The 26,043-nt window shown below is 66.6% G+C and carries 31 protein-coding genes; 16 read left to right on the top strand and 15 right to left on the bottom strand.

Going from position 1 to position 26,043, the window contains the following annotated elements:
• Nucleotides 1-31: 31 nt before the first annotated feature.
• Both IPG63_09610 and IPG63_09605 read left to right on the top strand, forming a co-directional pair.
• On the top strand, nt 32-358 hold the full coding sequence (locus tag IPG63_09610; protein ID MBK6727500.1) for a PilZ domain-containing protein: 327 nt from the start codon (nt 32-34) through the stop codon (nt 356-358).
• A gap of 11 nt (nt 359-369) precedes the next feature.
• Nucleotides 370-708 (top strand): DMT family protein, encoded by a 339-nt coding sequence (locus IPG63_09605; GenBank protein MBK6727499.1) that lies wholly within the window; start codon nt 370-372, stop codon nt 706-708.
• A 3-nt stretch (nt 709-711) separates the two neighbouring features.
• Here the strand turns inward: IPG63_09605 and IPG63_09600 are convergent, their stop codons facing one another.
• Nucleotides 712-1,101: an MAPEG family protein gene (locus tag IPG63_09600; protein ID MBK6727498.1), complete on the bottom strand. Its 390-nt coding sequence runs from the start codon at nt 1,099-1,101 to the stop codon at nt 712-714.
• Nucleotides 1,102-1,274: 173 nt separating this feature from the next.
• Here IPG63_09600 and IPG63_09595 point away from each other — a divergent pair, with 173 nt between their 5' ends.
• Nucleotides 1,275-1,676, top strand: a complete 402-nt coding sequence (locus IPG63_09595) for a hypothetical protein (GenBank protein MBK6727497.1) — start codon at nt 1,275-1,277, stop codon at nt 1,674-1,676.
• A gap of 60 nt (nt 1,677-1,736) precedes the next feature.
• On the opposite strand, the gene IPG63_09590 is transcribed toward IPG63_09595, so the two are convergent.
• The 9 genes from IPG63_09590 to IPG63_09550 form a co-directional block, all read right to left on the bottom strand.
• Nucleotides 1,737-4,220: an Ig-like domain repeat protein gene (locus tag IPG63_09590; GenBank protein MBK6727496.1), complete on the bottom strand. Its 2,484-nt coding sequence runs from the start codon at nt 4,218-4,220 to the stop codon at nt 1,737-1,739.
• 284 nt (nt 4,221-4,504) lie between these two features.
• The gene (gene mazG / locus IPG63_09585) at nt 4,505-5,299 is read right to left on the bottom strand and encodes a nucleoside triphosphate pyrophosphohydrolase (GenBank protein MBK6727495.1); all 795 of its coding nucleotides are present in this window, start codon (nt 5,297-5,299) and stop codon (nt 4,505-4,507) included.
• Nucleotides 5,296-6,108: a 3'(2'),5'-bisphosphate nucleotidase CysQ gene (gene cysQ, locus IPG63_09580; GenBank protein ID MBK6727494.1), complete on the bottom strand. Its 813-nt coding sequence runs from the start codon at nt 6,106-6,108 to the stop codon at nt 5,296-5,298. Before cysQ ends, mazG begins: the two co-directional genes overlap by 4 nt.
• Nucleotides 6,105-6,662, bottom strand: coding sequence for an ADP compounds hydrolase NudE (nudE, locus tag IPG63_09575; protein ID MBK6727493.1), 558 nt, complete (start codon nt 6,660-6,662; stop codon nt 6,105-6,107). The genes cysQ and nudE overlap by 4 nt, the downstream gene beginning before the upstream one ends.
• A 37-nt stretch (nt 6,663-6,699) precedes the next feature.
• A complete protein-coding gene (locus tag IPG63_09570; GenBank protein ID MBK6727492.1) occupies nt 6,700-7,482 on the bottom strand; it encodes an inositol-phosphate phosphatase in 783 nt (260 codons plus the stop codon).
• On the bottom strand, nt 7,482-8,246 hold the full coding sequence (locus tag IPG63_09565; GenBank protein ID MBK6727491.1) for a type II secretion system protein N: 765 nt from the start codon (nt 8,244-8,246) through the stop codon (nt 7,482-7,484). The genes IPG63_09570 and IPG63_09565 overlap by 1 nt, the downstream gene beginning before the upstream one ends.
• A gap of 178 nt (nt 8,247-8,424) precedes the next feature.
• Nucleotides 8,425-10,230: an AAA family ATPase gene (locus IPG63_09560; protein ID MBK6727490.1), complete on the bottom strand. Its 1,806-nt coding sequence runs from the start codon at nt 10,228-10,230 to the stop codon at nt 8,425-8,427.
• A gap of 93 nt (nt 10,231-10,323) precedes the next feature.
• Nucleotides 10,324-10,815, bottom strand: a complete 492-nt coding sequence (locus tag IPG63_09555) for a type II secretion system protein M (GenBank protein MBK6727489.1) — start codon at nt 10,813-10,815, stop codon at nt 10,324-10,326.
• Entirely contained in the window at nt 10,812-11,924 is a 1,113-nt protein-coding gene (locus IPG63_09550) for a hypothetical protein (protein MBK6727488.1), read from the bottom strand. Before IPG63_09550 ends, IPG63_09555 begins: the two co-directional genes overlap by 4 nt.
• Before the next feature lie 184 nt (nt 11,925-12,108).
• On the opposite strand from IPG63_09550, the gene IPG63_09545 reads away from it, so the two are divergent.
• From IPG63_09545 to IPG63_09530, 4 genes are read left to right on the top strand one after another with little or no spacing between them, the layout of a single operon-like run.
• Nucleotides 12,109-12,537: a GntR family transcriptional regulator gene (locus tag IPG63_09545; GenBank protein ID MBK6727487.1), complete on the top strand. Its 429-nt coding sequence runs from the start codon at nt 12,109-12,111 to the stop codon at nt 12,535-12,537.
• Nucleotides 12,534-13,418, top strand: a complete 885-nt coding sequence (locus IPG63_09540) for an ABC transporter ATP-binding protein (protein ID MBK6727486.1) — start codon at nt 12,534-12,536, stop codon at nt 13,416-13,418. Before IPG63_09545 ends, IPG63_09540 begins: the two co-directional genes overlap by 4 nt.
• Entirely contained in the window at nt 13,415-14,098 is a 684-nt protein-coding gene (locus IPG63_09535) for an ABC-2 transporter permease (protein MBK6727485.1), read from the top strand. The genes IPG63_09540 and IPG63_09535 overlap by 4 nt, the downstream gene beginning before the upstream one ends.
• An 8-nt stretch (nt 14,099-14,106) precedes the next feature.
• A complete protein-coding gene (locus IPG63_09530; protein MBK6727484.1) occupies nt 14,107-15,255 on the top strand; it encodes an acyltransferase family protein in 1,149 nt (382 codons plus the stop codon).
• A 32-nt stretch (nt 15,256-15,287) separates the two neighbouring features.
• Here the strand turns inward: IPG63_09530 and gspK are convergent, their stop codons facing one another.
• The 5 genes from gspK to gspG are packed head-to-tail and all read right to left on the bottom strand — an operon-like array spanning nt 15,288 to nt 18,184.
• Nucleotides 15,288-16,214 carry a type II secretion system minor pseudopilin GspK gene (gene gspK, locus IPG63_09525; protein MBK6727483.1) on the bottom strand — a complete coding sequence of 309 codons (927 nt, stop codon included), beginning with the start codon at nt 16,212-16,214 and terminating at the stop codon, nt 15,288-15,290.
• Nucleotides 16,211-16,861, bottom strand: coding sequence for a type II secretion system minor pseudopilin GspJ (gene gspJ / locus IPG63_09520; protein MBK6727482.1), 651 nt, complete (start codon nt 16,859-16,861; stop codon nt 16,211-16,213). The genes gspK and gspJ overlap by 4 nt, the downstream gene beginning before the upstream one ends.
• Nucleotides 16,858-17,229, bottom strand: coding sequence for a type II secretion system minor pseudopilin GspI (gene gspI, locus IPG63_09515; protein MBK6727481.1), 372 nt, complete (start codon nt 17,227-17,229; stop codon nt 16,858-16,860). Before gspI ends, gspJ begins: the two co-directional genes overlap by 4 nt.
• Complete coding sequence (gene gspH / locus IPG63_09510) at nt 17,226-17,750, bottom strand: type II secretion system minor pseudopilin GspH (protein ID MBK6727480.1); 525 nt, start codon at nt 17,748-17,750, stop codon at nt 17,226-17,228. Before gspH ends, gspI begins: the two co-directional genes overlap by 4 nt.
• A gap of 5 nt (nt 17,751-17,755) precedes the next feature.
• Nucleotides 17,756-18,184: a type II secretion system major pseudopilin GspG gene (gene gspG / locus IPG63_09505; protein MBK6727479.1), complete on the bottom strand. Its 429-nt coding sequence runs from the start codon at nt 18,182-18,184 to the stop codon at nt 17,756-17,758.
• A gap of 72 nt (nt 18,185-18,256) precedes the next feature.
• Between gspG and bioA the strand changes: the two genes are divergently transcribed.
• The 9 genes from bioA to IPG63_09460 all read left to right on the top strand — a co-directional run bounded on the left by bioA (nt 18,257) and on the right by IPG63_09460 (nt 26,003).
• Complete coding sequence (gene bioA / locus IPG63_09500; GenBank protein ID MBK6727478.1) at nt 18,257-19,603, top strand: adenosylmethionine--8-amino-7-oxononanoate transaminase; 1,347 nt, start codon at nt 18,257-18,259, stop codon at nt 19,601-19,603.
• A 7-nt stretch (nt 19,604-19,610) separates the two neighbouring features.
• Nucleotides 19,611-20,342, top strand: coding sequence for a 16S rRNA (uracil(1498)-N(3))-methyltransferase (locus tag IPG63_09495; protein ID MBK6727477.1), 732 nt, complete (start codon nt 19,611-19,613; stop codon nt 20,340-20,342).
• 159 nt (nt 20,343-20,501) lie between these two features.
• Nucleotides 20,502-21,014, top strand: coding sequence for a hypothetical protein (locus tag IPG63_09490; protein MBK6727476.1), 513 nt, complete (start codon nt 20,502-20,504; stop codon nt 21,012-21,014).
• Complete coding sequence (locus IPG63_09485; GenBank protein MBK6727475.1) at nt 20,986-21,990, top strand: hypothetical protein; 1,005 nt, start codon at nt 20,986-20,988, stop codon at nt 21,988-21,990. Before IPG63_09490 ends, IPG63_09485 begins: the two co-directional genes overlap by 29 nt.
• 85 nt (nt 21,991-22,075) lie before the next feature.
• Entirely contained in the window at nt 22,076-22,342 is a 267-nt protein-coding gene (locus tag IPG63_09480; protein ID MBK6727474.1) for an RNA methyltransferase, read from the top strand.
• Between the two features lie 164 nt (nt 22,343-22,506).
• Nucleotides 22,507-23,019, top strand: coding sequence for a hypothetical protein (locus IPG63_09475; protein ID MBK6727473.1), 513 nt, complete (start codon nt 22,507-22,509; stop codon nt 23,017-23,019).
• A 795-nt stretch (nt 23,020-23,814) separates the two neighbouring features.
• Entirely contained in the window at nt 23,815-24,258 is a 444-nt protein-coding gene (locus tag IPG63_09470) for an RsmE family RNA methyltransferase (protein MBK6727472.1), read from the top strand.
• Between the two features lie 168 nt (nt 24,259-24,426).
• Nucleotides 24,427-25,341 (top strand): DUF808 domain-containing protein, encoded by a 915-nt coding sequence (locus IPG63_09465; protein MBK6727471.1) that lies wholly within the window; start codon nt 24,427-24,429, stop codon nt 25,339-25,341.
• Nucleotides 25,342-25,400: 59 nt separating this feature from the next.
• Complete coding sequence (locus IPG63_09460) at nt 25,401-26,003, top strand: hypothetical protein (GenBank protein MBK6727470.1); 603 nt, start codon at nt 25,401-25,403, stop codon at nt 26,001-26,003.
• The last annotated feature ends 40 nt before the right edge of the window (nt 26,004-26,043 follow it).

The following is a 26,043-nucleotide window of genomic DNA, read 5'->3' as shown; positions in this document are numbered from 1 at the left end:
GCGCGCCCCGCCACCCCGATATGGTCGCGCCATGGACCTCTCCGAAAAACGCCGCCACCCCCGCAAGGACGTCTTCACCGCGGCGATGCTGATCAGCGCCGACGAGGGCTACCTCAGCGAAGTCTGGGACCTGTCCGCCGGCGGCGCCCGCCTCGGCAAGCCCAAGCGCTGGCCGGCGCAAGTGCCAGACCAGTTGCGCGTCTATTTCATGCTCGACCAGGACACCGTGATCGGAGTGGGCGCACGCATCGTGCGCAATGCCTCCGACCACCTTGGCGTGATGTTCCTCGACGGCCAGGAGCAACGCATCCAGGCCTTGATGTACGAAGCACGCTTCCTCGAAGGCGAGAACGGCTGAGGCCGCAGCCCATGCCCGCGCACCTGACGCCGATCGTGCTGCTGCTGGCGTCCAACGTGTTCATGACCCTGGCCTGGTACGGCCACCTGAAATACAAGGCGCACCCGCTGTGGATCGTCATTCTCGCGAGCTGGGGCATCGCGTTTTTCGAGTACGTGTTGCAGGTGCCGGCCAATCGCTACGGCCACGCGGTGTATTCCGCCGCCGAACTGAAGACCATCCAGGAAGTGATCTCGCTCACCGTGTTCGCCGGCTTCGCCGTGTGGTTCCTCGGCGAGCCGCTGCGCTGGAACCATGCCGTCGGCTTCACCCTGATCGCCGCCGGCGCCGCCTTCGTGTTTGCGCGCTGAAGCTCAGAACAGCGAAGCCGCCGCGCCCAGCCCGGCATTTCCAAGCAACAGCGCGCTCGGCAGAATGCTGAGCGCGAAGCCGATCTCGCGCGACTTCGGCTCGCGCACGTAGCTCGCGAGATAGAGCTGGCGCCCGATCAGGTATACCGCGCCGACGGCGGCGCTGAGCCAGTCCGGACCGAAGCCGAAACCCGCCGACAGGAACAGCCCGGGCAGGAACAGCAGCAACTGCTCCATGGTGTTGTAGTGGACGCGGTAATAGCGCTCAAACATTTCGTGTCCGGTGGTGGCCGGCGCCTGCACGCCGTAGCGACCGCGTGCACGGCCGACCAGGGCCCCGAACACGGTGAACTGCAACAAGGCCGCAACCGCGACCAACACTACCCAGACCATGCGTGTCTCCTGATCAAATTGGAATGCCGGCGCCGCGCCGGTCGGCACCACTGTAGCGGCAGATGCAGATCGATGGGCCCTCGCGACCCGGCCGAAGGTCATCGTCAACGCGCGCGCCCGAGCGGCGTTGTTTGGAGCACGCACGACCGGTGCGCATCCACTGGAGCATCGCCATGAACCTGCTGACCAAATCCCTGTTGCTGGCCGCCTCGTTAAGCGTCGCTGCCGCCACCTGCACCCCCGTCGTCGCGCACCCGCAGGCATCGCCCGCCGCCGAAGAGGGACGCATGCAGCGCGGCCCGATGGCGCGCGAACGACTCGCCCGCGCTGCCCGCACGCATCCGCAACTGGCGGTCGCGCTCGATCTGCGCCGTCTCGAAATGCTCTATCGCAAGCAGGGCGACGAAGCCGCCGTGGTCGCGATGTACCAAGACCTGCTCAAGCGCACCGAGCACCCGAAACTGCGCGCGTTCGCTGAACGCCGCCTGCAACACGCCGAGCGCGTCGCACATCCCGAGCAGGCGATTGCCGAACTGCGTGCACGCATCGACCAGAAGCTCGCGCAGCTTCGCTGAGCGCGCCAACGCAAGGGGCCCGCATGCGCGGGCCCCGGGTGCAGCAGAAACACGACGACGTCAGTCCTCGAAACTGTCCTTGAACAAACCCGAGCCGTCGCTGTCGGTGGCGCTGTTGTTGGCGAGGTCCGGGTCGCCGACGGTACCAGGCAGGGTCAGCGTCACCGTGTTGGCGACGCCGGTCTCGGCGGTGACCAGCACCGGCACGATCACGGTGATGGTGACGGTGCTGCCCGCGGGCAAGTCGAGCGGCAGGTTGACGATGTCACCGCTGCCACTCTCGGGCGAGCAGATGCCGGCCGGCGCACACGACCAGGTCGCGACACCGACATCGAAGTAGGCGGAATTGAGCACGTCGTTCACCAGCAGCCCATCGACATCGGCACCGCCGCCAGGATTGCTCACGACGATGCTGTAGGTCGTGCTCTGCCCGGACTGCACGAAATTCGTGCCGTTCGTCTTGGTCACCGAGACGTCGGCGGCGGGGAGGACGGTGTGGTTGCTCGGCGCCGCGGTGTTCACCGCTTCATGGTTGTCGTCGCCGGCGTAGGTCGCCTGCAGCGGATGCACGCCGAGCGCCAGACTGCTGGTCGTACGTGTCGCCGCGCCGCCGCTGACCGGGTTCGAGCCAAGCAGACTGATGCCGTCGAAGAAGGTGACCGTGCCCGTCGGCGCCAGCCCGCCGGACAGCGTGCCCGTCATGGTGACGCTCTGCCCGAACAGCGACGGATTCGGGTTCGACACCAGGCTCAGCGTCGGTGTCACCTTGTTGACCACATGGTTGATCGCGTCGTCGGTGCTGCCGAAGTAGTTGGTGCTCTCGATAAACGTCGCGGTGATTGGATGCGCGCTGCCCGTGTTGTGCAGCAAAGCCGTCGTCGCGTAGCTGGCGACGCCACCGGACAGCGCCACCGTCGCGAGCAGCGCGGCACCATCGCGGAACTCGACGCTGCCGGTGACCGGGCTGGCACCCGGCGCGGTGGTGGCGACGGTCGCAGTGAAGGTGACGTTCTGGCCATAGCTGCTCGGCGATCCGCTGCTGGTCAGATCGAGTGTTGTCGGCGCCTTCGCCACCGTGAATGCGGTCGCGGTCGAGTTGCTGGAGAGATGCGTGCCGTCGCCGAGGTAATAGGCGACGACGCTATAGGAGCCAGCGTTCGGCATGATCGAGGTCGCCGCCACGCCCGAGCCGTTCAGCGGCACGGTGGCGAGGACGTTGGCGCCATTGCGAAACTCGACGTTGCCCGTCGGCGTGCCGCCGCTGACCTGGGCATTGAGTCCCAGGTTGCCGCCAAACACCGTGGGGATCGGCGTCAGGATCTGCACCGTGGTGGTCGGTGTGCCCAACTGGTACACGTAGGCGGAGCCCGCTTCGATAAAGCCGCCGCTCAAATCGTTGGGTGCGCCACTGATCGCTGCTCCCGGACTCAACGCCACGCCAAAACCGAGACGATCGCCACTGCTTGCATCGCTGGCGAGATACTTGTCAGGCTGGGTCCAGACCCCGCCGCTGCGGCGAAACGCATAGACAGCACCACTATTGCTCGGACCGGAGTTGCCCTCTCCCGCGTAGGCACCGACCAGTGCCAGATCACCGCGCACTGCTACGGAATGTCCGAAGAAGTCGCCCGCGACACCATCGGCCGCAGTCAGAACTTCCTGCACGTTCCAACTGCCGCCGCTGCCGACAAAGACGTGGGCGGCGCCAAGACCACTCGAGCGATTCGGCTCACCCACCAGCAAGGTACCGCTGTCGATTGCGACCGAGTGTCCGAACAGATTTCCCTGCGCCGGCGACGCTGCCCGAAGGCGGGGGTGCTGCGTCCACACTCCGGCGCTACGGGTGAACACGTAGACTGCGCCTGAATCGATATCCGTATCAGCCACCGTATCCACGCCTTCGGCGCCCGCGACCACCGTATCCGCGAAGAGCGCCAGACTCGAGCCCAACAGATCCCCGTCCTGCGCATCGGAAGCAGACAACCGCGAACCCTGCGCACTCCAGACACCGGCCGTTCGCGTGAACACATAGAGTGCACCGCCGCTGTTCACCGAACCGACATCGTCGTTCTTCGCACCGGCCACCAGCGTGTCGCCTTCCAGCGCGACCGACCAACCGAAATCATCTCCCGTAATGACCTGCGCACCGGCGAGTTTAGCCTCCCGGGTCCATACCGATCCGCTACGGGTATAGACGTAGACCGCACCGGAGGCCAGCTGACCGGGACTGTCGTCCTGCGGTGCACCAACCGCCACAGTGCCGCCTGAAACCGCTACCGAGCGACCGAACGAGGCGCCCGCGACCGGAGTCTCGGCGACCAGCTTCTGCTGTTGCGACCAAGTCCCTCCACTGCGCACATAGACATAGGCCGCACCGACGTCCATCAGGCTGGTGCCGTCCTTTTGATATGCACCGACGACCGCCGTGTCACCATCGATCGCGACGCTGTAGCCGAAATGATCCTGTTCGGCAGGATCGGAGGCCGTGGCATGGAAACTCTCGGTAATGTCGGCAAGCAACGCCTTGCCCAGAGACGCCGGCATCGGCATCGACTTCATCGCCGTCGGCCGATTCGCACCGCGCGGGGGGAAGGGAGCATCTGTCGCGGGCGCAACTGCCACCGCTCCACCCACCATCGCGGCCATCGCCGCCCAAAACATCATCCGTTTGATCATCTCTCACTCCGTATCCTGGATTGCAGCGGGCCTCTGCGGACCCTGTGCACATCGCCCGCCGTGGCGGGGACTCGATTTGCTGCGCAGTGTAGTGCTCGACTTGTTGGATTTTTGTTCCAGCGAGCAACGTTCATCGCGCTTTCACCTCCGATTCAGCGCTCACGTTCCTGCCGCTTGGCATCGCTCCACAGTTGTTCCTGAGTCGCCAGATCGAGCTCTGCGAGGACGGTGCCGCGTGCGGCTGCCGCACTCTCCATGAAGCGGAAGCGACGCTCGAACTTGGCATTGGCGTGGCGCAGCGCGCTCGATGGATCGACGCCGGCGTGGCGCGCGGCGTTGATCGCCACGAACAGCACATCGCCGATCTCGTCGAGCAGCCGCGCCGGATCGGCGCCCTGGATGAACTCGGCGCGCACTTCCTCGACTTCCTCGTGCAGCTTGTCCAGCACCGGTTGCACGTCCGGCCACTCGAAGCCCACTGCAGCCGCGCGCTTCTGCAACTTGAGCGCGCGCATCCACTCGGGCAGACCGGCGGCGACCCCGGCCAGCACGCTCTGATCCTCGCGACCGGCCTGCTCGCTGCGCTTGTGCGCCTCCCAGGCACGCGTCTGCGCCGCGGCGTCGGCGACCACCGCGTCGGCGAACACGTGCGGATGACGGCGCACCATCTTTTCGCAGATGCCGGCGACGACGTCGTTGAATGCAAAGCTGCCTTCCTCTTCAGCCATCCTGGCGTGGAAGACGACCTGCAGCAGCAGATCCCCCAGCTCCTCGCGCAAATCATCGCGGTCGCCACGGTCGATGGCATCGGCGACTTCGTAGGCCTCCTCGATCGTATACGGCGCGATCGAAGCAAAGTTCTGCTGCACATCCCACGGACAACCGCCGTCGGGATCGCGCAATCGCGCCATGATCGCGCGCAGGCGTTCGATCGGATGCGCGTTCATGCCAGCGCCTCGAACAACTGTGCGCGCACCGGCGCGGTGAGTGCACCGAAGGCTACAAAATCGGGGTTGAGCACGCTGTCGCGCTGGTTGTAGCGCAGCGGCGCGCCGTGCAGGTCGAGCACGGCGCCGCCGGCCTGTTCGACGATGCACTGCCCGGCGGCGGTGTCCCATTCACTGGTCGGTCCAAAGCGCAGGTACAAGTCCGCTTCGCCTTCCGCGATCAGTCCGAACTTGAGCGCCGAGCCCATCGGCCGATGTTCGTTGGCGCCGAGCTTGGCGAGAACGCCGGCGGTGCGCGCATCGCCATGGGAACGACTGCCGGCGACGCGCCAGACCGCACTCGGTGCGACAACGCGGATGGCGCGGGTTGCGCCATCGGCCTCGACCACGAAGGCACCGAGCCCCTGCGCGGCGTAGTGACAGCGGCCGCTGACCGGGGCGTGCACCACGCCCAGCACCGGCGCACCGTCCTCGATCAGCGCCACGCAGATGCAGAACTCGCCGTTGCGCTTGACGAACTCGCGCGTGCCATCGAGCGGATCAACGCACCAGTAGCGCGACCAGGTGCGTCGCAGGCTGACCTCGGCACCGGCGCATTCTTCGGATAGCACCGGAATCTCCGGGGTCAACGCGCGCAGGCCATCGACGAGGATGCGGTGCGCGGCGAGATCGGCCGCGGTCAGCGGCGAGCGGTCGTCCTTGTGCGCGACATCGAACGCACCTTCGTAGACGAGCATGATCGCGTCTGCCGCCTGCTTCGCCAGCGCGCGCACCGCCGTCAGCGTCGCCGCCGCGTCGAACGCGCTCATGCGCCGCGACCGCGTCGGGCCAGCACCTCGCGGGCCATGAACAGCGCCGCGATCGAGCGGCCCTCGGTCACGTCCTCGCGCTGCACCAGCTCGTGCAACTGGTCGAGCCGCCACGGCACCACCTCCAGCTCCTCGGGCTCGTCGCCCTCGAGCTTCTCGTCGTACAGGTCCTCGGCCAGCACGACGTGGGTGACATGCGCCATGTAGGTTGGCGCCAGCGACAGCGTGCGCAGGATGCTGAGCCGACGCGCACCGACGCCGACTTCTTCCTTGAGCTCACGGTTGGCGCCTTCGAGCACCTCTTCGCCGCGTTCGAGTCGGCCCTTCGGCAGGCCGAGTTCGTAGGCGTGCAGCCCGCACACGTATTCGCGGATCAGCAGCACGGTCTCGGGGTCGCGCATCGGCACGATGATCACGGCGCCGCGCCCGGAGCCGGGCATGCGCTCGTAGGTGCGCTTCTCGCCGTTGCTGAACTCCAGGTCGAGCTGCTCGACCGGAAAGCGACTGCCCTCGCCGAGCAGGCGGCGGGCGTGGATGATCGGAAGTTTCTTCATCCGCGCATTCTAGCGGCAGTGCGGCCGAGCCCCAGCTTCAGGCCAGCCGCAACCGCAATTCGTCATGCAGCGCCGGCACCGCCGCCAGCACCGTGCGCGTGTCGAGCGTGAGCGGACCGCCGTCGAGTTCGGTGAACACGGCGCCGGCCTCGCGCACGATCACCGCCAGCGCGGCGATGTCGAGGATGTTGACGTCGGACTCGATCACCGCGTCCACTGCGCCGCGCGCGAGGTAGTGGTAGTGCAGGAAGTCGCCGTAGCCGCGGGTGCGATTGGCGCCGCGCACCAGACCCGCAAGCGCCGCCCAGCGCCGCGCGTCGGCGGCGAGCGTCTTGAGATTGCCGAGCGAAAGCTGTCCGTCAGCCAGACACGCGGCTGGCCCCACCTGAACGCGCTCGCCATTGACGAACGCGCCGCCGCCAAGCCGCGCGCAGGCGCGCTCGCCGAACTGCCCGGCGCTGGACACGCCGAGCACCAGATCGCCGCGATGCATCAGCGCGATTTGCGTCGAGAACACCGGGTAACCGCGCACGAAGGCCTTGGTGCCGTCGATCGGATCGACCAGCCAGAGGAACTCGCCCTCGCCGCTGCGGCCGTATTCCTCGCCGTATACGGCATGGTCCGGATAGGCAGCGCGCAGCACCGCGAGGATCGCCTGTTCGGCCTCGCGATCCGCGATCGTGACCGGTGATGCATCGGCCTTGATCTCGACCTCGAAGCGCGCGCGATAGTGGCGCGCGACCACGGATTCGGCAGCAGCGGCGGCCTCGATGGCGACCTCGAGCGCGGCATCCAGAAATGCGGGCGAGAGCACTGTCATCAGAACAGCTTCCGCAAAGTGCCTTCGACCCGCAACAACGACGAGCCATCGGCCGTGCGCTCGCCGACGTAACGCAGCGCCTCTGCCAAGTGCGGATCTTCGCCGCGCACCGCGAGCCGAACTTCGGCGCGGAAGCGTTCGCGTTCGATCGTCACGCTGCCGCTCGCATCGAGAGTGCCACCGTCGTCGCTGACCACGCCCTCGATCAGGCCGTCGCGCGGCGAGGAAAAGGTCACGACCAGATCGGAGAAGCGCGCCTCGGCGGCACCACTAACCCCAGCCTGGCGCCAGGTCAGCACGCCGCTCGCGGCCTGCAGCTGACCGGCACGCAGCTCGAGTGCGGCGAGCTTGAGATCGATCTCGCCGAGCAGCACCAGCGACGGGATATCCAGTGCCGGCGCCAGGATGTTCGCCGGCATGCGCGCCGCGACATCCTGCAGCAGCATGCGGTCGCGGGTGGCGTCGATCCGCGTCGATGCGGTCAGATCGCGACCGGACAAAGCCATCTCGCCGCGCGCGCGCAGCCCGACCGCTGCCCACGGATCGAGCGTCCAGCGCAACTCGCCGAGTGGCAGCGCGTAGGCACTGACCTGGGTCGCGCGCCCACTCCACAGACTGCCCTCGATGCCCTGCAATCGCAGCGGTTGCAGGCTCGGCTCGGCATACCGATACGCAGTCGCCGCCGGCAGCGTCGCCGCCACGATCACCACAAAAAGCACACCCAGCACGATCAAGGCCAGCAACCAGCCCAGCAGTCTTTTCATCTTTTTCCTCGAATTCGCCTTGTCGCCAGATGCGCTGCGACGAAGCTTGCCGTCGCAGGACAGGGAAAGAGTGGATCAACCGCCCGGTTGCAGCAACAGTAGTGGCAACTGCGCTTCACCATGCGCCGAAGCCCGTGCCGGCTTGCCCAGAGCCGCAAGGACCCGCTGGCAGCGCCCATCATGCCTGCGCAGGTACATCGTCGACACCCTCCGGGTCGGTCGTCTTGGGAAAGACCTCCGCCAGCAGGTCCAGTTTCTCGCGCACTTCCGCCGCAATCGTTTGCGGCGCCACCAACGCTACCAGGCGATGCAACTCGCCCTTGCGCAGCAATAGGCCGCCGCCCACGCGCAGGGCCAGTCGACGGAAGAACTCCTCGGCGAACGCGCTGAGCTTACGTCGCTCCGTCTTGGCCTCCCACAGCACGCGGGACAGTTCCGGACTGGCCTTCTTCCATTCCGCGAAGTCGGCCTGCGCGCTGTCAAAGATCAGCTCCAGCACCAATGCATCGAGCACTTCATCAATGGCGGTTTGCATCTGCTGGGCAAACAGATCACTCGGAGGGTATTGGCTGGCTGCGTATGCGCGCAGCAATGCTGGCGTGACGATGTAGTTCTCGGCCTCGTAGCGCTTCCAGTAGGCAATCGTGAGCGGGTCGCCGAGCGCGCTCTGCCGATTGCGCCCGTCGTTGTCCAGGATGGCCAGCCCGCGCAACCGGGGCAGCAGGCCGCGCAAGCCGTTGAAGTGTTGTTGCGGTGTCACTCCGAAGCCCCCTTCCACTCGCTCCAGTTCGGCATCGAGGCTTTGGTCCGGATAGTTGTTCTGCACGTAGAACGAGTTGATGCGCTCGTCCCAACGCCGAGCAATCGGGTGATCCAGCCGCTCGGCCAAGGCACGGAGCATGTCCACGTCGGTACCGCCTTCCACATACAGCACGTAGCCGCGCTCACGAGCCTTGACGTAGTGTTCGGCACCAAAGTGCTTGAGGCTGTTGCGGATGTCCTGCTTCCGCGCCAAGTCGTCCGCGCGCCCATCCAGCAACAGCGTCAGGTTGTTGTCCAATGCCTCATCCAGGATCACCTCGGAGTGCGTCACCATCACCACTTGCGAACCGTTCTCGCTAGCGATGTCGCGCAGCAGCACATAGACCTGCTTCTGGCGCAGGATTTCGAGGTGTGCATCAGGCTCATCCACCAGCAGCACGCTGCGCTTGTGCGAATAGAGGTAGGCGAAAATCAGCAGCATCTGCTGAAAGCCGCGTCCCGACGACGAGACATCCAGCGCTTCCTTGACGCCTGGCTGCCGATACAGCAACTCGATGCTGCCGCGACTCGTCTCGGTTGGCGCCGTGATTTCTACGCCAAAGAGTCGTCGCATGAGATCCGCGATGCGTTGCCAATCCTGTGCAGACTGGTTGAACACCATCAAACAAAGATTGCGCAACACCTGAGCCGTCTGGCCTTGCCCGAGCAACACATCCACGGCGCCTGGCTTGAGGATCTTCTCTTCGGTTTCCAGCCCTGACATCGGGTACAGGAGCGCGACGGATACCGCCGCAGCATGCCGAATCAACTCCAGATTGGGCGCACTGTTCTTGTCCGGAGAGCAATAGACCAGCTCATCGCCCCGATGGGTGAACTTCATGGCCAGAGGCACGACCCTGCCGCCGAACTCAACGCCCACGGTGATCGTCAATGGGACGTTCTGCACGCGCGTGTTGTGCCAGAAGAACCTCGTTCGTTGCACCGGGACAGAGACGATCGCCAACCGATTCAGCGCGGTTGCCGTGCGCTCCCTGGCTGACGATTCCTTGCGCACGTCGTACCAGTTGCGCACCGCCTGCGACCACAGGGCAAGCGCCTGAATGGCACTGGTCTTGCCGCAGTTATTGGGACCGATCAAGACTGCCGGATGGTCAAGCTCGATGCGCTGGAGATCTCCGAACCGCTTGAAGTTCTCGATCTCAAGGTAATGCAACAGGCGCATGGCGCGGCCCTCCCGTGGTGGATTCTGGTGCAAAGTCGTGCAGGTCGATGCTGCCGGCAAGGAAGGAGGCGATCAGGGCTAAGCGGCATTTGGCTACTCCGCCGGATCGACCAGCACCACGCGCGCGTCGACCTGGCCGATGCCGGCGGCGCGGTTGATCGAGAATTCCTCGGCGCGCACGCCGTAGCGTTGCTGCAGTTGTTCCAGCCAGCCGGCCATGGCATCGAAGGAGGCGGCTTCGAGCGACACCGCGACGCGGCCGCTCGACACCGGCTCGATGCGTTTCAGCGCATTCGCGAGCTGGGCTTCGCGCGCGCTGGCATCGGCGAGCGCGAGCAGCGAACGGCCGCCGCGGTCGAACACCGAGGCGCTGCCGCCTGATTGCAGTGTCGCCAGCCGTTGCGCCGCCGCCTGCATGTAGACCAGATCGGCCTCGCCCTGCTGCACGCTGTCGGCGAGGCTGGCGCGTGCCACGCGCAGCGGGTCGAACCACAGCGCCCAGAACAGCAGCAGCGCGACGATCGCGGCGCCAATCGAGAGGAAGCGCCGGTCACGCTCGGCCAGCGCCGACCACCAAGCGCTCATGGCTTCGCTCCGATGCTGAGGCGGCCTTCGACGCGGCCTTCGCGCGCGCTGGCGTTGTCCAGGGTCGCGCTCATCGACATTGAACTGGCCAATCCTTCGCGCAAGGCGTCGAGCGTGCCGATATCGGCTGCGACCAGACGCAGCTCCAGGCGACCGTTGCGGTACTCGGCGCCCTCGAGCACGACCTGGGTCTGCGCCGCCAGCACGGGTGCCGCCTGCGCGAGCACGGCCATGCCCGAGTCGCCGGCGTTGCTGCCCGCGCCGGCCTGCTTCAGCGCGCTGTCGATCATCTGCCGCGGATTGGGCACGCGCTGCGCGTCAGGGAAGCGTTCGCGATAGACGGCGACCATGGCCACATTCAGCGCGTCCAGTCGCGACTGCAGGCGCCAGGCATCGAGCTGCATCCACAGCGTCTGCGCGCCGATCGCCGCCAGCGTCAGTCCGGCCGCGAACTTCCACCAGCGCACTGCGCCGGCGCCACGATGGCTGCCGGCAAACTCGCCCTGCAACAGGTTCACCGGCGCCGCCGCAGCCAGGCCGCGTGCCAGTTCCGGCAACAGTTCGTCGACCGACTCGGACGTCGCCAACTCGCCGCCGCACACGACACGCAGCCACAGCACGTCGTCGCAGGCCAGCGCGCGTTCGCGATCGAGCCGTACCAGCACGCGCCCGTCCGGCCCGCGCAGCGCGCGTCCGATCGCGAGACAGGCGGCATCGGCATGGATCGCATCGGCAACGATGCCGCGGCGTGCCAGATCGGCGGTGAGCGCCGCCAATTTCGGCCGCGCCATCACCGCGCACGGCCAGCGGCCATCGTGGACACTCTCGCCGAGCGCGACCTGCACCGACTCGATCGGCGCCGCCACCTGTTCCTCGGCCGCGAACGCCGCCGCCTTGCGTGCCGCATCGGCTTTGCGTGCCGGCAAGTCGAGGCCGATGCTGAACACGTCCTCGGCCGGGACCAGCACTGCGATGCGCGCGGCCTTGGTCAGCACCGCCGCCGGTGGCGCCTGCTCGCGCTGCACGAAGCCAACGCGCCCGCCCTCGATCCGCAGCCATTCCAGCGCCTCGCCAGCTCCACGCCAGCGAATCAGCAATCCATCACGCATGCGCTCGGGCACCGTCTTCGTTCATCATCGGCCTATTCTAGCCAGCGCCCGCATCGCTTCGGCGAACCGATTGCTTGCTCGGCACCGCCGTCCCTTCGGTGCCAGTCGCCGCCATCCACGCTGCCGGTCGGCCAGTTGGGGCTTGCAGGACGTCGAGGCACTGTGCATACTGTGTCTATTACAGATGCACAGTGAACCCACGATGCTCCTGCTCTCCGCCAGCGACCCGAGGCCGATGTACCAGCAGATCGTCGACCAGATCACCGCACGGGTGATGGCCGGCGACTGGACGCCGGGCCAGTCGTTACCGTCGATCCGCGAGCTCGCCGCAACCAGCGGCGTCAGCGTCATCACCGTCAAGCGCGCTTATGAAGACCTCGAACGCGCCGGCGTGATCAGTACGCGCCATGGCAAGGGCTCGGTGGTGTCCGAGCAGAAGGACCAGGCGCGCGGGCTGCTCGACCATCACCTGGACCTGCAACTGACCGAAGCCGCAGCCACCGCGGCGCGCCTCGGCCTGGGGCGCGACGCGTTGCATCAGCGCCTCGCCCGCGTGCTCGACAGCACCGCCAACACCCCCCTCACCGCTACCCGCAAAGGAACCGACCAATGACCGCCGCCTTCGTGCTCCAGGGCGTCAGCAAGCACTACCCGCAATTCAGCCTCAACGACCTGTCGCTGACCCTGCCCGAGGGCCAGATCATGGGCCTTGTCGGCGTCAACGGCGCCGGCAAGAGCACCCTGCTGCGACTGCTCACCGGCCTGGCCGCGCCGTCTTCCGGCACCATCGAAGTGCTCGGACATCGCTTGCCGGAAGCACAGGTCGCGGTCAAGCGCTGCATCGGTTTCGCGGCCGAGGACATGCGCCTGTATCGCGGCCAGACGCTGGCCTGGCACATCGAACTGGTGCGCGGCATCTATCCCGAATGGGATTCGGCCTACGCAGCCTCGCTGATGCGCCGCTTCGACCTGCGCGCCGACCAGCCAATTGGCGGCTTTTCGCATGGCCAGCGCGTCAAGGCCTTGCTGCTGCTGTGCCTTGCGCGCCGACCCAAACTGCTGCTGCTCGACGAACCCACGACCGGACTCGATCCGGTCGCGCGCGCCGAAGTGCTGGAAGCGCTGGCCGAGGTGCTGCGCGACGAACATCGCAGCGTGCTGTTCTCGTCGCACAACACCAACGACGTCGAGCAGTTGTCCGACAGCATCAGCTTCCTGCACCAGGGCCGCCTGCTGGCCAGCGCCGACAAGGAACGCTTTATCGACGAATGGCGCCGTGTGCTCTGCGTCGGCGAGGTGCCGGACGCGATCAACCCGTGGCCGGAACTGGTGCAGCGACGGGCCGCCGGCAGCCAGGTCGAATTGAAATTCCGCGGCTGGCGGGACGATTTTCCGGAGCGGCTGTCGCAGGTCGGACTGAGCGTTCAGCGCGTCGACTCGATGGGGCTGGAAGACATTTTCGTGACCACCGTGCGTGCAGGAGGACTGCGATGACGCGTCAACTCAACTGGCCGATCATCCGGCTGCTGATGATCAAGGACTGGCAACTGTTCCAGAAGCAACTGGCCGCGTATCTGCTGGCCGGCATCGTCTCGCTCGGCTTCCTCGGCATGGCCAAGCCGTGGGCGTTCTACATCGGCTCGCTGTTGCTGATCATCCTCCTGGTGGCCATCGCCTGCTTCGCGATCTCGACCTCGCTGCTGGTCGAACGCAAGGAACAGACACTGGCCTTCGTCATGAGCCTGCCGGTGTCTCCGCTCGACTTCACCGTCGCCAAGCTCGCCGGCAACCTGCTGACGTTCGCGGTGCCCTTCCTGGTCATGGCCCTGTTCACCGCCATCATCGTCTTCAGCACACCGCTGCCGGATGGGCTGGTCGTGCTCGCCGCGCTGATCTTCGGCCACGTGCTCGTCGCCTACTGCATTGCGCTGACGGTGGCGATGCAGGTGGAATCGGAAGGCTGGAACGTGTTCGTGATGATCGGCAGCATGGTGCTGATCAATCCCTTCCTCATGGTCATCGGGCAGATGGAGAGCGTGCAGACGGTCGTGCGCGGCAACGCCGTGGTCTGGCATGCGCCGGTCCTCGCCATCCTCGCCGCCCAGGTACTGACCGGCCTCGCCTGCCTCGCCTTCGCGACCTGGTCGAACGGTCGCAAACCCGCCTTCTACTGAGCACACCGATGAGCCACCTCGATCCCGGCGCCGCGACGGCCGCGCCGACGGACGCGCGCATCCACGCGTTCGACCACTTGCGCGCGCTGGCGATGCTCAGCGGCGTGCTGTTCCACGCCGCGCTCGCCTACAGTCCGTTGCTGCACGGCTTCTGGCCAACGGCCGATCGCACGCAATCAGCGTGGATCGATGCGTTCGCCTGGTGCCTGCATCTCGTGCGCATGCCACTGTTCTTCGCGGTCGCCGGCTTCTTCACCGCCGGACTGATCGCGCGTCGGGGCATGGGTGGCCTGCTGCGAAATCGCGTTCGGCGCATCCTGGTGCCCCTGCTGGTGGCTTGGCCGCTGGTCCATCTCGCCACGTCGGCGAGCACGCGGTGGGCCGTTGCCGAGGTCGCGCATCCGTCGCCGTTCCTGTCGATGGTGCGGGAATGGCTGGCGATGCCGAATCCGCCGGCGTTGCCCCCGAGCACCGGCCACCTGTGGTTCCTCTACTACCTGCTGCTGTTCACGCTGCTGGCCTGGGTCGGCCGCACGCTCGGCTGGGGCAGCGGGCTGGCCCGCGCGATGCGCATGCCACCGCAGCGTTTCGCGCTGCTGATTCCGCTGCTCGTCGCACCCGGCTTTCTGCTGACCACGACACCGCATCCGGCACCGGAGAGCCTGTTCCCGCAGTTCTGGGCGCTGGCGTTGTATGGCCCGTTCTTCGCCCTCGGCACAGCGCTGCATGGACGCATTGACTGGCTGAAACCCCTGCATCGATGGCTGTGGCCGGCACTGTTCGCGTGCGGGCTCGCGTACGCGATCTTCCTCTGGCAGTTGAGCAACTTCGACGCCGGCGACTGGTCGCGACACGCGCCCGCATCAACGGCGCTGCTGCAGGCGCTCATCGCGACCTGGGGCACCCTGGTGTGCCTGCTGGCCGGACTGCGCTGGCTGGCGCGTCCACGCGCCTGGCTCGGCTATCTCGCGCGCAGCGCGTACTGGACTTACCTGCTGCACCTGCCGCTGCTGTTCGCGCTGCAATACCGCATGCTGGAACTTGAGCTCGCGTGGCCGGCGGGCCTGCTGCTCTCGGTCGGGCTGACGCTGGCCGTGTGCCTGACCAGTTACGAACTGCTGGTGCGGCGCACGCGGCTCCGCCACTGGGTCGGCTGAGGTTCCGCCGCCGCTTGCTGCGGCGGCTTGGCTCAGTCCACGCCGCGGCTGCGGGCGCGGACGTGGTGGCCGAGTTCGTTGCGCTCGATGCGGCTGTAGTAGCGAAACGGGATGCCGTCGAGTTCGATCACGGCTTCGGCGCGGAACTGGGTGCTGGCGACGCCGACGCCGGGCCCGGTGGGACCGCCGTCGCGCACCAGCCCGAGCTGCGTCAGCTTGGCGTCGAAGGCTTCGATGCTGCTCATGCGCGCATGGCCTTCGTCGTTGAGCTTGCGCGCCCGCGCCTCGTCGAGGTTCTCGACCAGACTCATCAGCACCGGCGGCGTGGCGGTGTTGACGTTGATCGGGCTGGTCTCCGGATTGGCGCAGACGTGGGCTTCGAGCGTGCGGAAGGCAGCCTCGTCGACACCGCGCACCAGGCGCAGCTCGGAGACATGCGCAAACGGTTGATTGGCGGCGCGGCGCGGCGGACTCACCAGCAGATAGGCCATGTCCTCGGCGCCGCGCGGGCCGGACTCGTTGTCGGCGTCGGCGTAGTCGACCACCGCATCGGCGATTTCCGGCGGCAGCTTCAGAGCGCGCAGCAAGCGCTCGAAGCGGCGCCGCGCGAGCGCGTCCTCGACACCGTTGACGATCAGATGATTGAGATTGAAGCAGCCGTTCAGATCACGCAGGCGGCCGCCGATGCGCCCGCCCTGGACATCCAGCGGCGGCAAGGGTCGCGCCCAGATATCGCCATTCGAATCGATCCCCGGTTCCTCATTCTGGTCGCGCCGCAGCCAGTCCAGCGCCCAGGTCTCCAGGCCGCGGGCATAGGCGTGCGCCTGCTGCTCGCGCACCGAATTGCGGGTGCGCGCGAGCGCCAGATCGGTGGTGTCGATCAGGCTGGCGACAATCAGCGTGGCGAGCGCGACCAGCAGCACCGCCACGATCAAGGCCACCCCGCGCTGCGATTTCATGGTGGCAACCCCGCTGGCGGGCCTTGGCGACTGCCCGGCGCCGGTTCGTCGACTTCGGGCAGATCGACCAGACGCGTGATGACGCCGACATCGGCCGCATCGAACATAAACTCGACCGCACGTGGCAGCGCGTGCAGCGGCCGCGGCTGCGCGTTCGGCGGCGGCCATTGATCACGCCACTGCTGGCCATCGAAATAGCGAAAGCCGATGCGCTGCACCTTGCCGAGCAGATCGCGGCTCAGTGGCGGCGTGGCTGGCGCGCGATCGAGCACGGCGAAGCCGATGCGGCTCAGCATCCCGTCACGCCAGGCATACCCGACACGTTCGATGCGTGCGCGTTCCAGCTGCAGCGGATTGGCGGCACCGGCGCGAGTGAACGCGATCGCGTCGCGGCTGCCGATCAGGGCCGGTTCGCGTTCGCCATAGCCGGCGCGCACCGGGCGCGAGATCGTCGCACGCAGGTCGCGTTCGATCATGCCGACCGCGAACTGCAGCTCGCGCAGGCGCCCGTTCTGCTGCGCCAGGCCGTCACGCGTGCGCAGCAGCGCATCGACACTGCCATACGCGGCGATCATCAGCAGCGCAAAAATGAACACCGCGACCAGCACCTCGACCAGGGTGAAACCGCGGGCACGCGCGGCTGTCATGGCCGCCCCGCAAAGCCGACCAGACTGTGGATCGGCGCGTCGTCGTTGCCGGCGTCGTGCGCGAACACGTGCACGTCGATGCGTCGCAAGGCCGGCTCCGGCGTGTTCTGCACCACGCGCTGCCAGAGGAATTCGCGCGTGCCCATGCGCATGCGTCCTTCGCTGCGACCGAGGTTCGGAAACGGCTCGCGCAGGCGGGTTTCGACCAGCACGTTGGCGGCGACCCAGTCGGCCAGGGTCAGCTCGCGCAGATGATCGGCGTCGCGCGCCATGCGCCCGGCCGCGGCGAGCAAGGCGACCAGCGCGATCGCGACGACGGCGAGCGCGACCAGCACTTCGACCAGGCTGAAGCCGCGGCCGCGCTTCATGGCTGGCGCCCGGCGTCGCGCCAGTCGCGGTCGTCCGGCGCGCGTCGTTGCAGACGCGTGCGTCCGTCCAGCGCGATGTCGATGCGCCAGCGCGTGGCGCCGGCGCCGGCGGCGAATTCGATCTGCATCGGCGTCGCCTCGCCCGAGGCGAAGCACAGGAACTGCGGCTTCTCGATGAACGACGTCGCCAGTTCCTCGTCACCGGCAGCGAGCGTGATCGCCTTCGGCAGCGAGGCGCGTTGCAGCGCCTTGTCGTCCTCGATGAAGCGCCATTGCTCACCGTAGGGCGTGCTGAAGGCATAGCCGCCGCGACGCAGGTGCAAGCCGAGTTCGCGCCCGGTCAGTTCGGCGCGTTCACAGGCATAGACGATGCGCGCCTGCAGCCGTTCCGACTCGCGCTGCAGGCGCTGTTCCTCGTCACCAGCACCGACCGATAGCACCAGCACCGAGGCGAGCACGGCCAGGATCACGACCGTGACCAGCACCTCGATCAGGGTGAAACCGCGCGTCGCGACGCGCATCGCAATCACTCGGTCCAGTTGCCGATGTCGGCGGCGATGCCTTCGCCGCCGCTCTGGCCGTCCTTGCCGAGCGAATAGACATCGAAGTCGCCGTGGCTGCCCGGGGCGACGTACTGGTAGTCGCGATTCCACGGGTCCTTGGGCAGGCGCTCGATGTAACCACCACTGCGCCAGTTCGCCGCTTCCGGACTGCCGCCCGGTTTCAGCACCAGGGCATCGAGGCCCTGGTCGGTACTTGGGTAGGTGAAGTTGTCGAGCTTGTACAGATTCAGCGCCGTCGACAGGCCCTGCACGTCGGCCTTGGCCTTGGCGATCATGGCGTCGTCGGTGCGGCCGATCACGCGCGGCACCACGATCGCCGCGAGGATCGCGAGGATCACCACCACCACCAGCACCTCGATCAATGTGAAGCCACGCGCACCACGAACCTGCATCGGAAACACCTTGCCGTCATCGGAATCGGCCATGATCATAACCCAGCACTCCTCCATCACCGGTATTCCACGTTGAGCCCGAACAATGCCGAACTCGCCCGCCGCGACCTGGCCGTGGTCTGGCACCCGTGCACGCAGATGCACGACCACGAAACGCTGCCGATGGTTCCGATCCAAAGCGCCCGCGGCGCGTGGCTCACCGACCACGACGGCAAGCGCTACCTGGATGCGATCTCGAGCTGGTGGGTGAACCTGTTCGGGCACGCGCACCCGCGCCTCGACGCAGCGCTGCGCGAGCAGGTCGGCCGGCTCGAACACGTGATCCTGGCTGGCTTCACGCATGCACCCGCGGTCGAGCTGGCCGAGCGACTGATCGCGGTCGCACCCGAGGGGCTGACGCGCGTGCAGTACGCCGACAACGGTTCGAGCGCGGTCGAGATCGCGCTCAAGCTCGCGTTCCACCATTGCCGCAACCGTGGCGATGCGCAGCGCACGCAGTTCGTCGCGCTCGCCCGCGGCTATCACGGCGAAACGCTCGGCGCGCTCTCGGTCACCGACATCCCGCTGTATCGCGAAACCTATGCGCCGCTGCTGCTGACACCGCTGACCGCGCCGTCACCGGACACCACGTTTGCGCAACCGGGCGAGACCGCGCTCGATGTCGCGGTGCGCGCCGCCGACGCGCTCGACGCGCTGCTTGCCGAGCACGGCGATTCGATCTGCGCGCTGATCCTCGAACCATTGGTGCAGTGTGCCGCCGGCATGCGCATGCATGACCCTGAGTACCTGCGGCGTGCGCGCGCCGCCTGCGACCGCCACGGCGTGCTGTTGATTGCGGACGAGATCGCAGTCGGCTTCGGCCGCACCGGCACCCTGTTCGCGTGTGAGCAGGCCGGCATCGCGCCTGACTTGATGTGCCTGTCCAAGGGCCTGAGCGGCGGTTACCTGCCCTTGTCGGCGGTGCTCGCTACCGAGGCGGTCTACCAGAGCTTCTACGACGAGTACGCCAAGCTGCGCGCGTTCCTGCATTCGCACAGCTACACCGGCAACGCGCTCGGCTGCCGCGTCGCGCTCGAGGTGCTGAACATCTTCCGCGACGAGCCGGTGCTGGAGCGCAATCACGCGCTGGCCCTGCATCTCGCCACGACCCTCGCGCCGCTGCGCCATCACGCGCATGTCCGCCATCTGCGCCAGACCGGCATGATCGCCGCCTTCGATCTGGTCGACGGCGATGGCCGCGCCTTCGACTGGAGCGAGCGCCGCGGCCTGCGCGTGTATCGTCATGGCCTCGAACGCGGCGTGTTGCTGCGTCCGCTCGGGTCCGCCGTGTATTTCATGCCGCCTTACTGCATCACGCCCGACGAGATCGAGTTCATGATCGAGGTCGCGCGCGAAGGCATCGAGCGCGCCGTTTCCTGAGGTTCCCATGCGCCGCATCCGTCTGTTCGTCGACCAACCCCTGCAATCCGGCCAGGCCGCGATCCTCTCCGAAGCCGCGGCCAACCACGCGGTGCGCGTGCTGCGTCTGCGCGAAGGCGACGCGGTGACCCTGTTCAATGGCGATGGCCACGACTACGCCGGGCAGATCAGCCTCGGCAAGCGCGAGGCGCGCGTGCTGCTGAACCGGGTCGATGTGGTGAGCACCGAATCGCCGCTGGCGGTGACGCTGGTGCAGGCGATCGCGCGCGGAGAAAAAATGGACCTGATCCTGCAGAAGGCGACCGAGCTCGGCGTGGTCAAGATCGTGCCGGTCAGCAGCGACCGCACCGAGGTGCGTCTCGACGAAGATCGCGCCGACAAGCGCATCCTGCACTGGCAGCGCGTGATCGAGTCCGCCTGCGAACAATGCGGCCGCGCGCAACTGCCGCAGATCGAATCGCCGCTGCCGCTGGAGCGCGCCGCGCGCCTGTTCGCCGACGGCGACGACACCCGCCTGGTGCTGCACCCGGACGGCGGCGAGACGCTGTCGCGCATCGAGTGCCGCGATACCGTCGCCATCGCCATCGGCCCCGAAGGCGGATTCTCCGACCGCGACCTGGCCGTACTCGAACAGGCCCGCTTCCAGCGCATCACCCTCGGCCCGCGCATCCTGCGCACCGAAACCGCCGGCCTCGCCGCAATCGCCGCCTTGCAAACGCGCTTCGGGGATTTGGGGTAGTCGAAACCTCCCCAGCACCACGGTCGGGAGAACCCTCAGAGCATCGGAAACCGATGTTGATCAATGCAACAAACTGTTGACAGCCCCCCCCCCTCTGGCTACGGTGCGCGCCGCGCGATCAGGAGTCGCGCCTGCCCACCCAATCACAGGGATTCGTCCATGCTGCTTCGAACCGTCTCTTCGCTTGTTTTCCTGCTCTGTCTCGCACTTCCTGTGCGGACCAACGCCATGATTGACAGCGGATCGGGCTGGCACTGCCAGTCCGGATCGACCTCTGGCGGCGGCAGCAGTCAAACCTACCTGTACTGCTGGTACTACGATGGCGGCGGCGGAGGCGGAGGCGGAGGGAGCTACAACCCCGATCCCGACCCCTACTACTATGGCGGCGGCGGTGGCGTTACTGGCCTTCCTGCGCGTCCTGGGTACGAAGTGCACAATGGCGTCTACGTGAAGGAGGACGGCTCCGTGGTCGATGCCAGTCACATGTACAGCTGCAGCACTCCGTACGGAATTCTCCAGGATGTCGTGCAGTCTGCACTGGAAGAGAACGGGATGATCCCGCGCTACGGCGAGGTCGAGCTGGTGCTCTCCAACGGCTCCTGGACCTGGTTCCGAAACAACATCGGGGGCGCAGATCAGTTCGATGCAGTGGTCGATTCAAACTGTGAGTAGTCGGGCGCGCCTTCTGCTGGCATTCGCAGTGACGGCCCTCCTTCTCGGAGGGCTCGCCCATTGGTGGGCCAATCCGGCGCAGGTGACCGCGGAGTCGTCCGCGGCCGGCAATGGCTCAAGCTTGGCTCCCGGTGCCGGCAACTCCGCCCCGCCGAAGCCTGAGATCGAAGTTCCGGCGAACGCATCGCCACGATCGCACTCGGGCAATGATGCGCCGGGTCCGGGCGTGCGCACCGAAGCGGGCACACGCCACCCCAGCCATGTCGGCAGCTACGCCGAATTGCTCGCCAAGGTCGGCGATCCCTACTGGCGGCAAACATCGGAGGGAATTTCGCTTCGTCGCAAGGCCTACTCCACCTGCGCTATCGCCTTGATGCTGGACCGGAGGAGACTGGCCAAGAACCCGGATGAGTTCCGCAATGACCCCTCGAAGCAGGCCCAACTCGCCTTCCTCGGACGGTTCTGTGACGGCGTGATCGCGGAGTCGCGGGATGTAATTGAACGCGACGCCGATGCGCTTCCACACACCGACGATGTCTACCGTGCGTCGGGGCTGATCGAATTGGCAGAAACCGACTTGCCCGCAGCGATGACGATCGCGGGTGACCTGTTGAGCAAGACGCGCTCCGGCGAAGCACTGGAAATGACCATGGATTTCCTGCTCAATCGCGGTGCCCGCATCGACCTCGGCGAATCCCTGTTCTCCGGAAACCAGGCGCGGCAATCTCTGCGTACTGCCCAGTCCCTCGCCGCGCAAATGGCATCCTGCCAACTGACCGGACAATGTGGCGCGGATTCCTTGCGCGCATGGGTCGGCTGCGAACATGCTGGGCTCTGTCGGCCCGGGATCTCGTTGCAAACCGTCTGGCAGCGAACCTACAGCCCGCAGATCTACGAAGCCGCCCAGGAGATTTCGAACCAACTCTTGCGCATGCGCCGCACCGACGCCGAGACGACATTGTCGCCCGGCCCCTGAGAACCGATTCGACTTGCGCGAAGCCGCCAGTCGATAGGAGTCGCGGCAGCTCCAGCGTCAGCGTGATGCGCCCGAGAACAATCCGCTGCCGCTAGCGCGCCTGTTCGCCGACGGCGACGACACCCGCCTGGTGCTGCACCCGGACGGCGGCGAGACGCTGTCGCGCATCGAGTGCCGCGACAGCGTCGCCATCGCCATCGGCCCCGAAGGCGGCTTCTCCGACCGCGACCTGGCCGTACTCGAACAGGCCCGCTTCCAGCGCATCACCCTCGGCCCGCGCATCCTACGCACCGAAACCGCCGGCCTCGCCGCCATCGCCGCCTTGCAAACGCGCTTCGGGGATTTGGGCTAGCCGGAATCTCCCCCGCGCTACAACCTAAGGGATACTTCGTGAGGCGTTTGAACCGATGTTGATCAATGCAACAAACTGTTGACAGCCCCCCCCCCCCCTCTGGCTACGGTGCGCGCCGCGCGATCAGGAGTCGCGCCTGCCCACCCAATCACAGGGATTCGTCCATGCTGCTTCGAACCGTCTCTTCGCTTGTTTTCCTGCTCTGTCTCGCACTTCCAGTGCAGACCAACGCCATGATCGACACCGGATCGGGCTGGCACTGCCAGTCCGGCTCGGTCTCCGGCGGTGGCGGCAGCCAAAACTACCTGTATTGCTGGTACTACGAAGGGGGCGGTGGATCCGGGGGCGGTGGCGGAAACCACAATCCCGATCCCGACCCCTACTACTACGGTGGCGGAGGCGGTGGCGGCCTTCCTGAGCGTCCTGGGTACGAAGTGCACAGCGGCGTCTATGTGAAGGAGGACGGCTCCGAGGTAGACGCCAGTCACATATACAGCTGCAGCACTGACCCCGGAATTCTCCAGGATGTTGTGCAGTTTGCACTGGAGGAGAATGGGATGATCCCGCATTTGGGCGAGGTCGAGTTGGTGCTTTCCAACGGATCCTGGACCTGGCTCCGAAACGGAATTTTCGGGGCGGATCAGTTCGAGCCTGATCCCTTTTCAAGCTGTGAGTAGTCGTATGCGCGTTCTGCTGGCATTCGCAGTGGCGGCCCTCCTCCTCGGAGGGCTCGCCCATTGGTGGGCCGGTCCGGCACAGATGACCGAGGAGAAGTCCGAGGCAGGGAACGGTTCAATGGCGACATCCGTTGCCGGCAACGCTACTGCACCGGAGCATGAGCCTGCGGTTCCAGCGAACCCATCGCCGCCATCGTACTCGGGCGTTGATGCTCTGGACACGGGCACGGGCACGCGCCACCCCGGCCAAGTCAGTAGCTACGCCGAATTGCTCACCAAGGTCGGCGATCCCTACTGGCAGCAAACATCGGAGGGGCTTTCGCAGCGCCGAGTGGCGCGATTCACCTGCGGCATCGCCTTGCAGCTGGATAGGAAGCGACTGGCCAAGAACCCGGATGAGTTCCGCAATGACCCCTCGAAGCAGGCCCAACTCGCTTTCCTCGAACGGTTCTGTGATGGTGCCATCGTCGAACCGAGGGAGGTGATCGAACGCGACGCTGATGCGCTTCCCCACACCGATGATGTCTACCGTGCATCGGGGCTGAATGAGCTGGCCCAAACCGATCTGCCCGCAGCGATGACGATCGCGGGAGACCTGTTGAGCAGGACGCGCTCCGGCGAAGCGTTGGAAATGACCATGGATTTCCTGCTCAATCGCGGCGCCCGCATCGACCTCGGGGAATCCCTGTTCTCTGGCAGCCAGGCGCGGCAATCCCTGCGTACCGCACAGTCCCTCGCTGCGCAGATGGCGTCCTGCCAGTTGTCCGGACAGTGCGGCGCGGATTCGCTGCGCGCATGGGTCGGCTGCGCAGAGCCCGGGCTCTGTCGGCCCGGGATCTCGTTGCAAACCGTCTGGCAGCGGACCTACAGCCCGCAGATCTACGAAGCGGCCCAGGAAATCTCGAATCAGTTGTTGCGCATGCGCCGCACCGACGCCGACACGGCAACGTCGCCAGGGCCTTGAGAGCCGATGCGGACGTGCGCGAAGCTGCCAATCAACAGGGATCGCGGCAGATCCAGCGGCAGCGCAACTGCGAAGCGCCCAAGATCGAATCGCCGCTGCCGCTGGAGCGCGCCGCGCGCCTGCTCGCCGAAGGCGGCTTCTCCGACCGCGACCTGGCCGTGCTCGAACAGGCCCGCTTCCAGCGCATCACCCTCGGCCCGCGCATCCTCCGCACCGAAACCGCCGGCCTCGCCGCAATCGCCGCCCTGCAAACCCGCTTCGGGGATTTGGGCTGAGCAGCTTGACCGCGCTCCGCGCTGACGGTTGCGCCCGCAACCCACTGATCCACATGACGCGGCTCGATCGGAAGCGCCCTGCGCGGCGGCTGCGGCGGAAAACCGGAGCTTGGGCTTCAGGCGCGCTGCCGGCAGAATCCGCCATCCGTTCGCTTTCGGTCCTGCATCATGCCCAGCTCCAGTTTCTTTGCCCTGCTCGACGACATCGCGACCCTGCTCGACGACGTTGCGGTGATGACCAAGGTGGCGGCGAAGAAGACCGCGGGCGTGCTGGGTGACGACCTGGCGCTGAATGCGCAGCAGGTTGCGGGCGTGAACGCCGACCGCGAATTACCGGTGGTGTGGGCGGTCGCGAAAGGTTCGGCGGTGAACAAGATGATCCTGGTGCCGGCGGCATTGATCATCAGCGCGCTGGCGGCCTGGGCGATCAAGCCGCTGCTGATGATCGGCGGCGCATTCCTGTGCTTCGAAGGCGTCGAGAAGCTGTTCCACAAGTTCCTGCACAGCAAGAAGGAAGACGACCAGCACCATGCCGAGCTGGTCCAGGCCGTGAGCGACGAGCAGGTCGACATGGTCCAGTGGGAGAAGGACAAGATCAAAGGCGCGGTGCGCACCGACTTCATTCTGTCCGCCGAGATCATCGTGATCTCACTCGGCGCGGTTGCCGCCAAGGCGTTCTCGGTGCAGGTCGGCGTGCTGGTCGGCGTCGCGATCATCATGACCATCGGCGTCTACGGGCTGGTTGGCGGCATCGTCAAGCTCGACGACCTTGGCCTCTATCTCTCGCGTGACGCGCGCGCCGCCGCGTTCGCGAAGCTCAAGCGCGGCATCGGCCGGTTCCTGCTCTGGGGCGCGCCCAAGCTGATGAAGTTCCTGTCCTTCGCCGGCACCGCCGCGATGTTCCTGGTCGGTGGCCACATCCTGGTCGAAGGCGTTCCCGCACTGCATCACTTCGGCGAAAGCCTGCACGCGCAGACGCTGGGCTGGCTGCTGTCGATGCTGTTCGATCTGGTCGTCGGCATCCTCGCCGGGGCGCTCGTGCTCGCCGTGGTCGCGGGTGTGCAGAGGTTGCGCGGGAAATGACGCGGCGAGCCGGCCAACACGCCTCAAGACCCCATCGCGGCGCCTGTGCGTGCCTGCTGATGGCCCTGGCCGGATGCGGCGGAAGTGATCCTCCAGCACCCGCGCCGGCCGAGGCGCGTGAACGTTCGCTGGCGGGCGTTTTCGTCGACGCGATGGTGGACGAACTGCGCGGCGCACCTTCGCAATCCGCACTCGCCGAATTGACCGAGTTCGCGCAAGCCGGCGTCCGCTTCCGGTACCCGGCAGTGCTGCGCGCAACCGTCGACCGCGACGCCTACCCGAGCTGGACCGTAGAACGCGGCGACTTTGAACTCGAACTGCACTCGCCGGAATACGCGATGGAGGTGGCGGACTACCTGGCAACACTGGCCGGCGCGATGGCATCGGAGCGCGCCCCCTCCGAAGGTCCGCTTCCGGGCCGCAGCGTGCGCTGGTGCGGCCGGGAAATCACCGGCGTGGTCTATCGATTCACCTTCCTGGGTGACCCGCAGATCTACGAAGGCTTCGACCTCCCGCCATCGAGCACCGGCTCGCGCTTCCTCGTGCTCGGCGACATGCGCCCGGCAAACGGCGACTGGTCGGAAACCGCACTCGCGACCATCGCCGCCGTCGACCAGAGCATCCAATGCACCGACAACGCGCCGGCCGCGGCCACCGAGTGAAGTACGCAGCAACACCTCGTCGATATCGAGCGCGGTTTCC

It is taken from the genome of Lysobacterales bacterium, assembly GCA_016703225.1.
In the GTDB taxonomy this organism is placed as follows: Bacteria; Pseudomonadota; Gammaproteobacteria; order Xanthomonadales; family Ahniellaceae; genus JADKHK01.
Note: the sequence above shows the minus strand (reverse complement) of the source record. Positions and strands in the feature narration are given on the sequence as shown.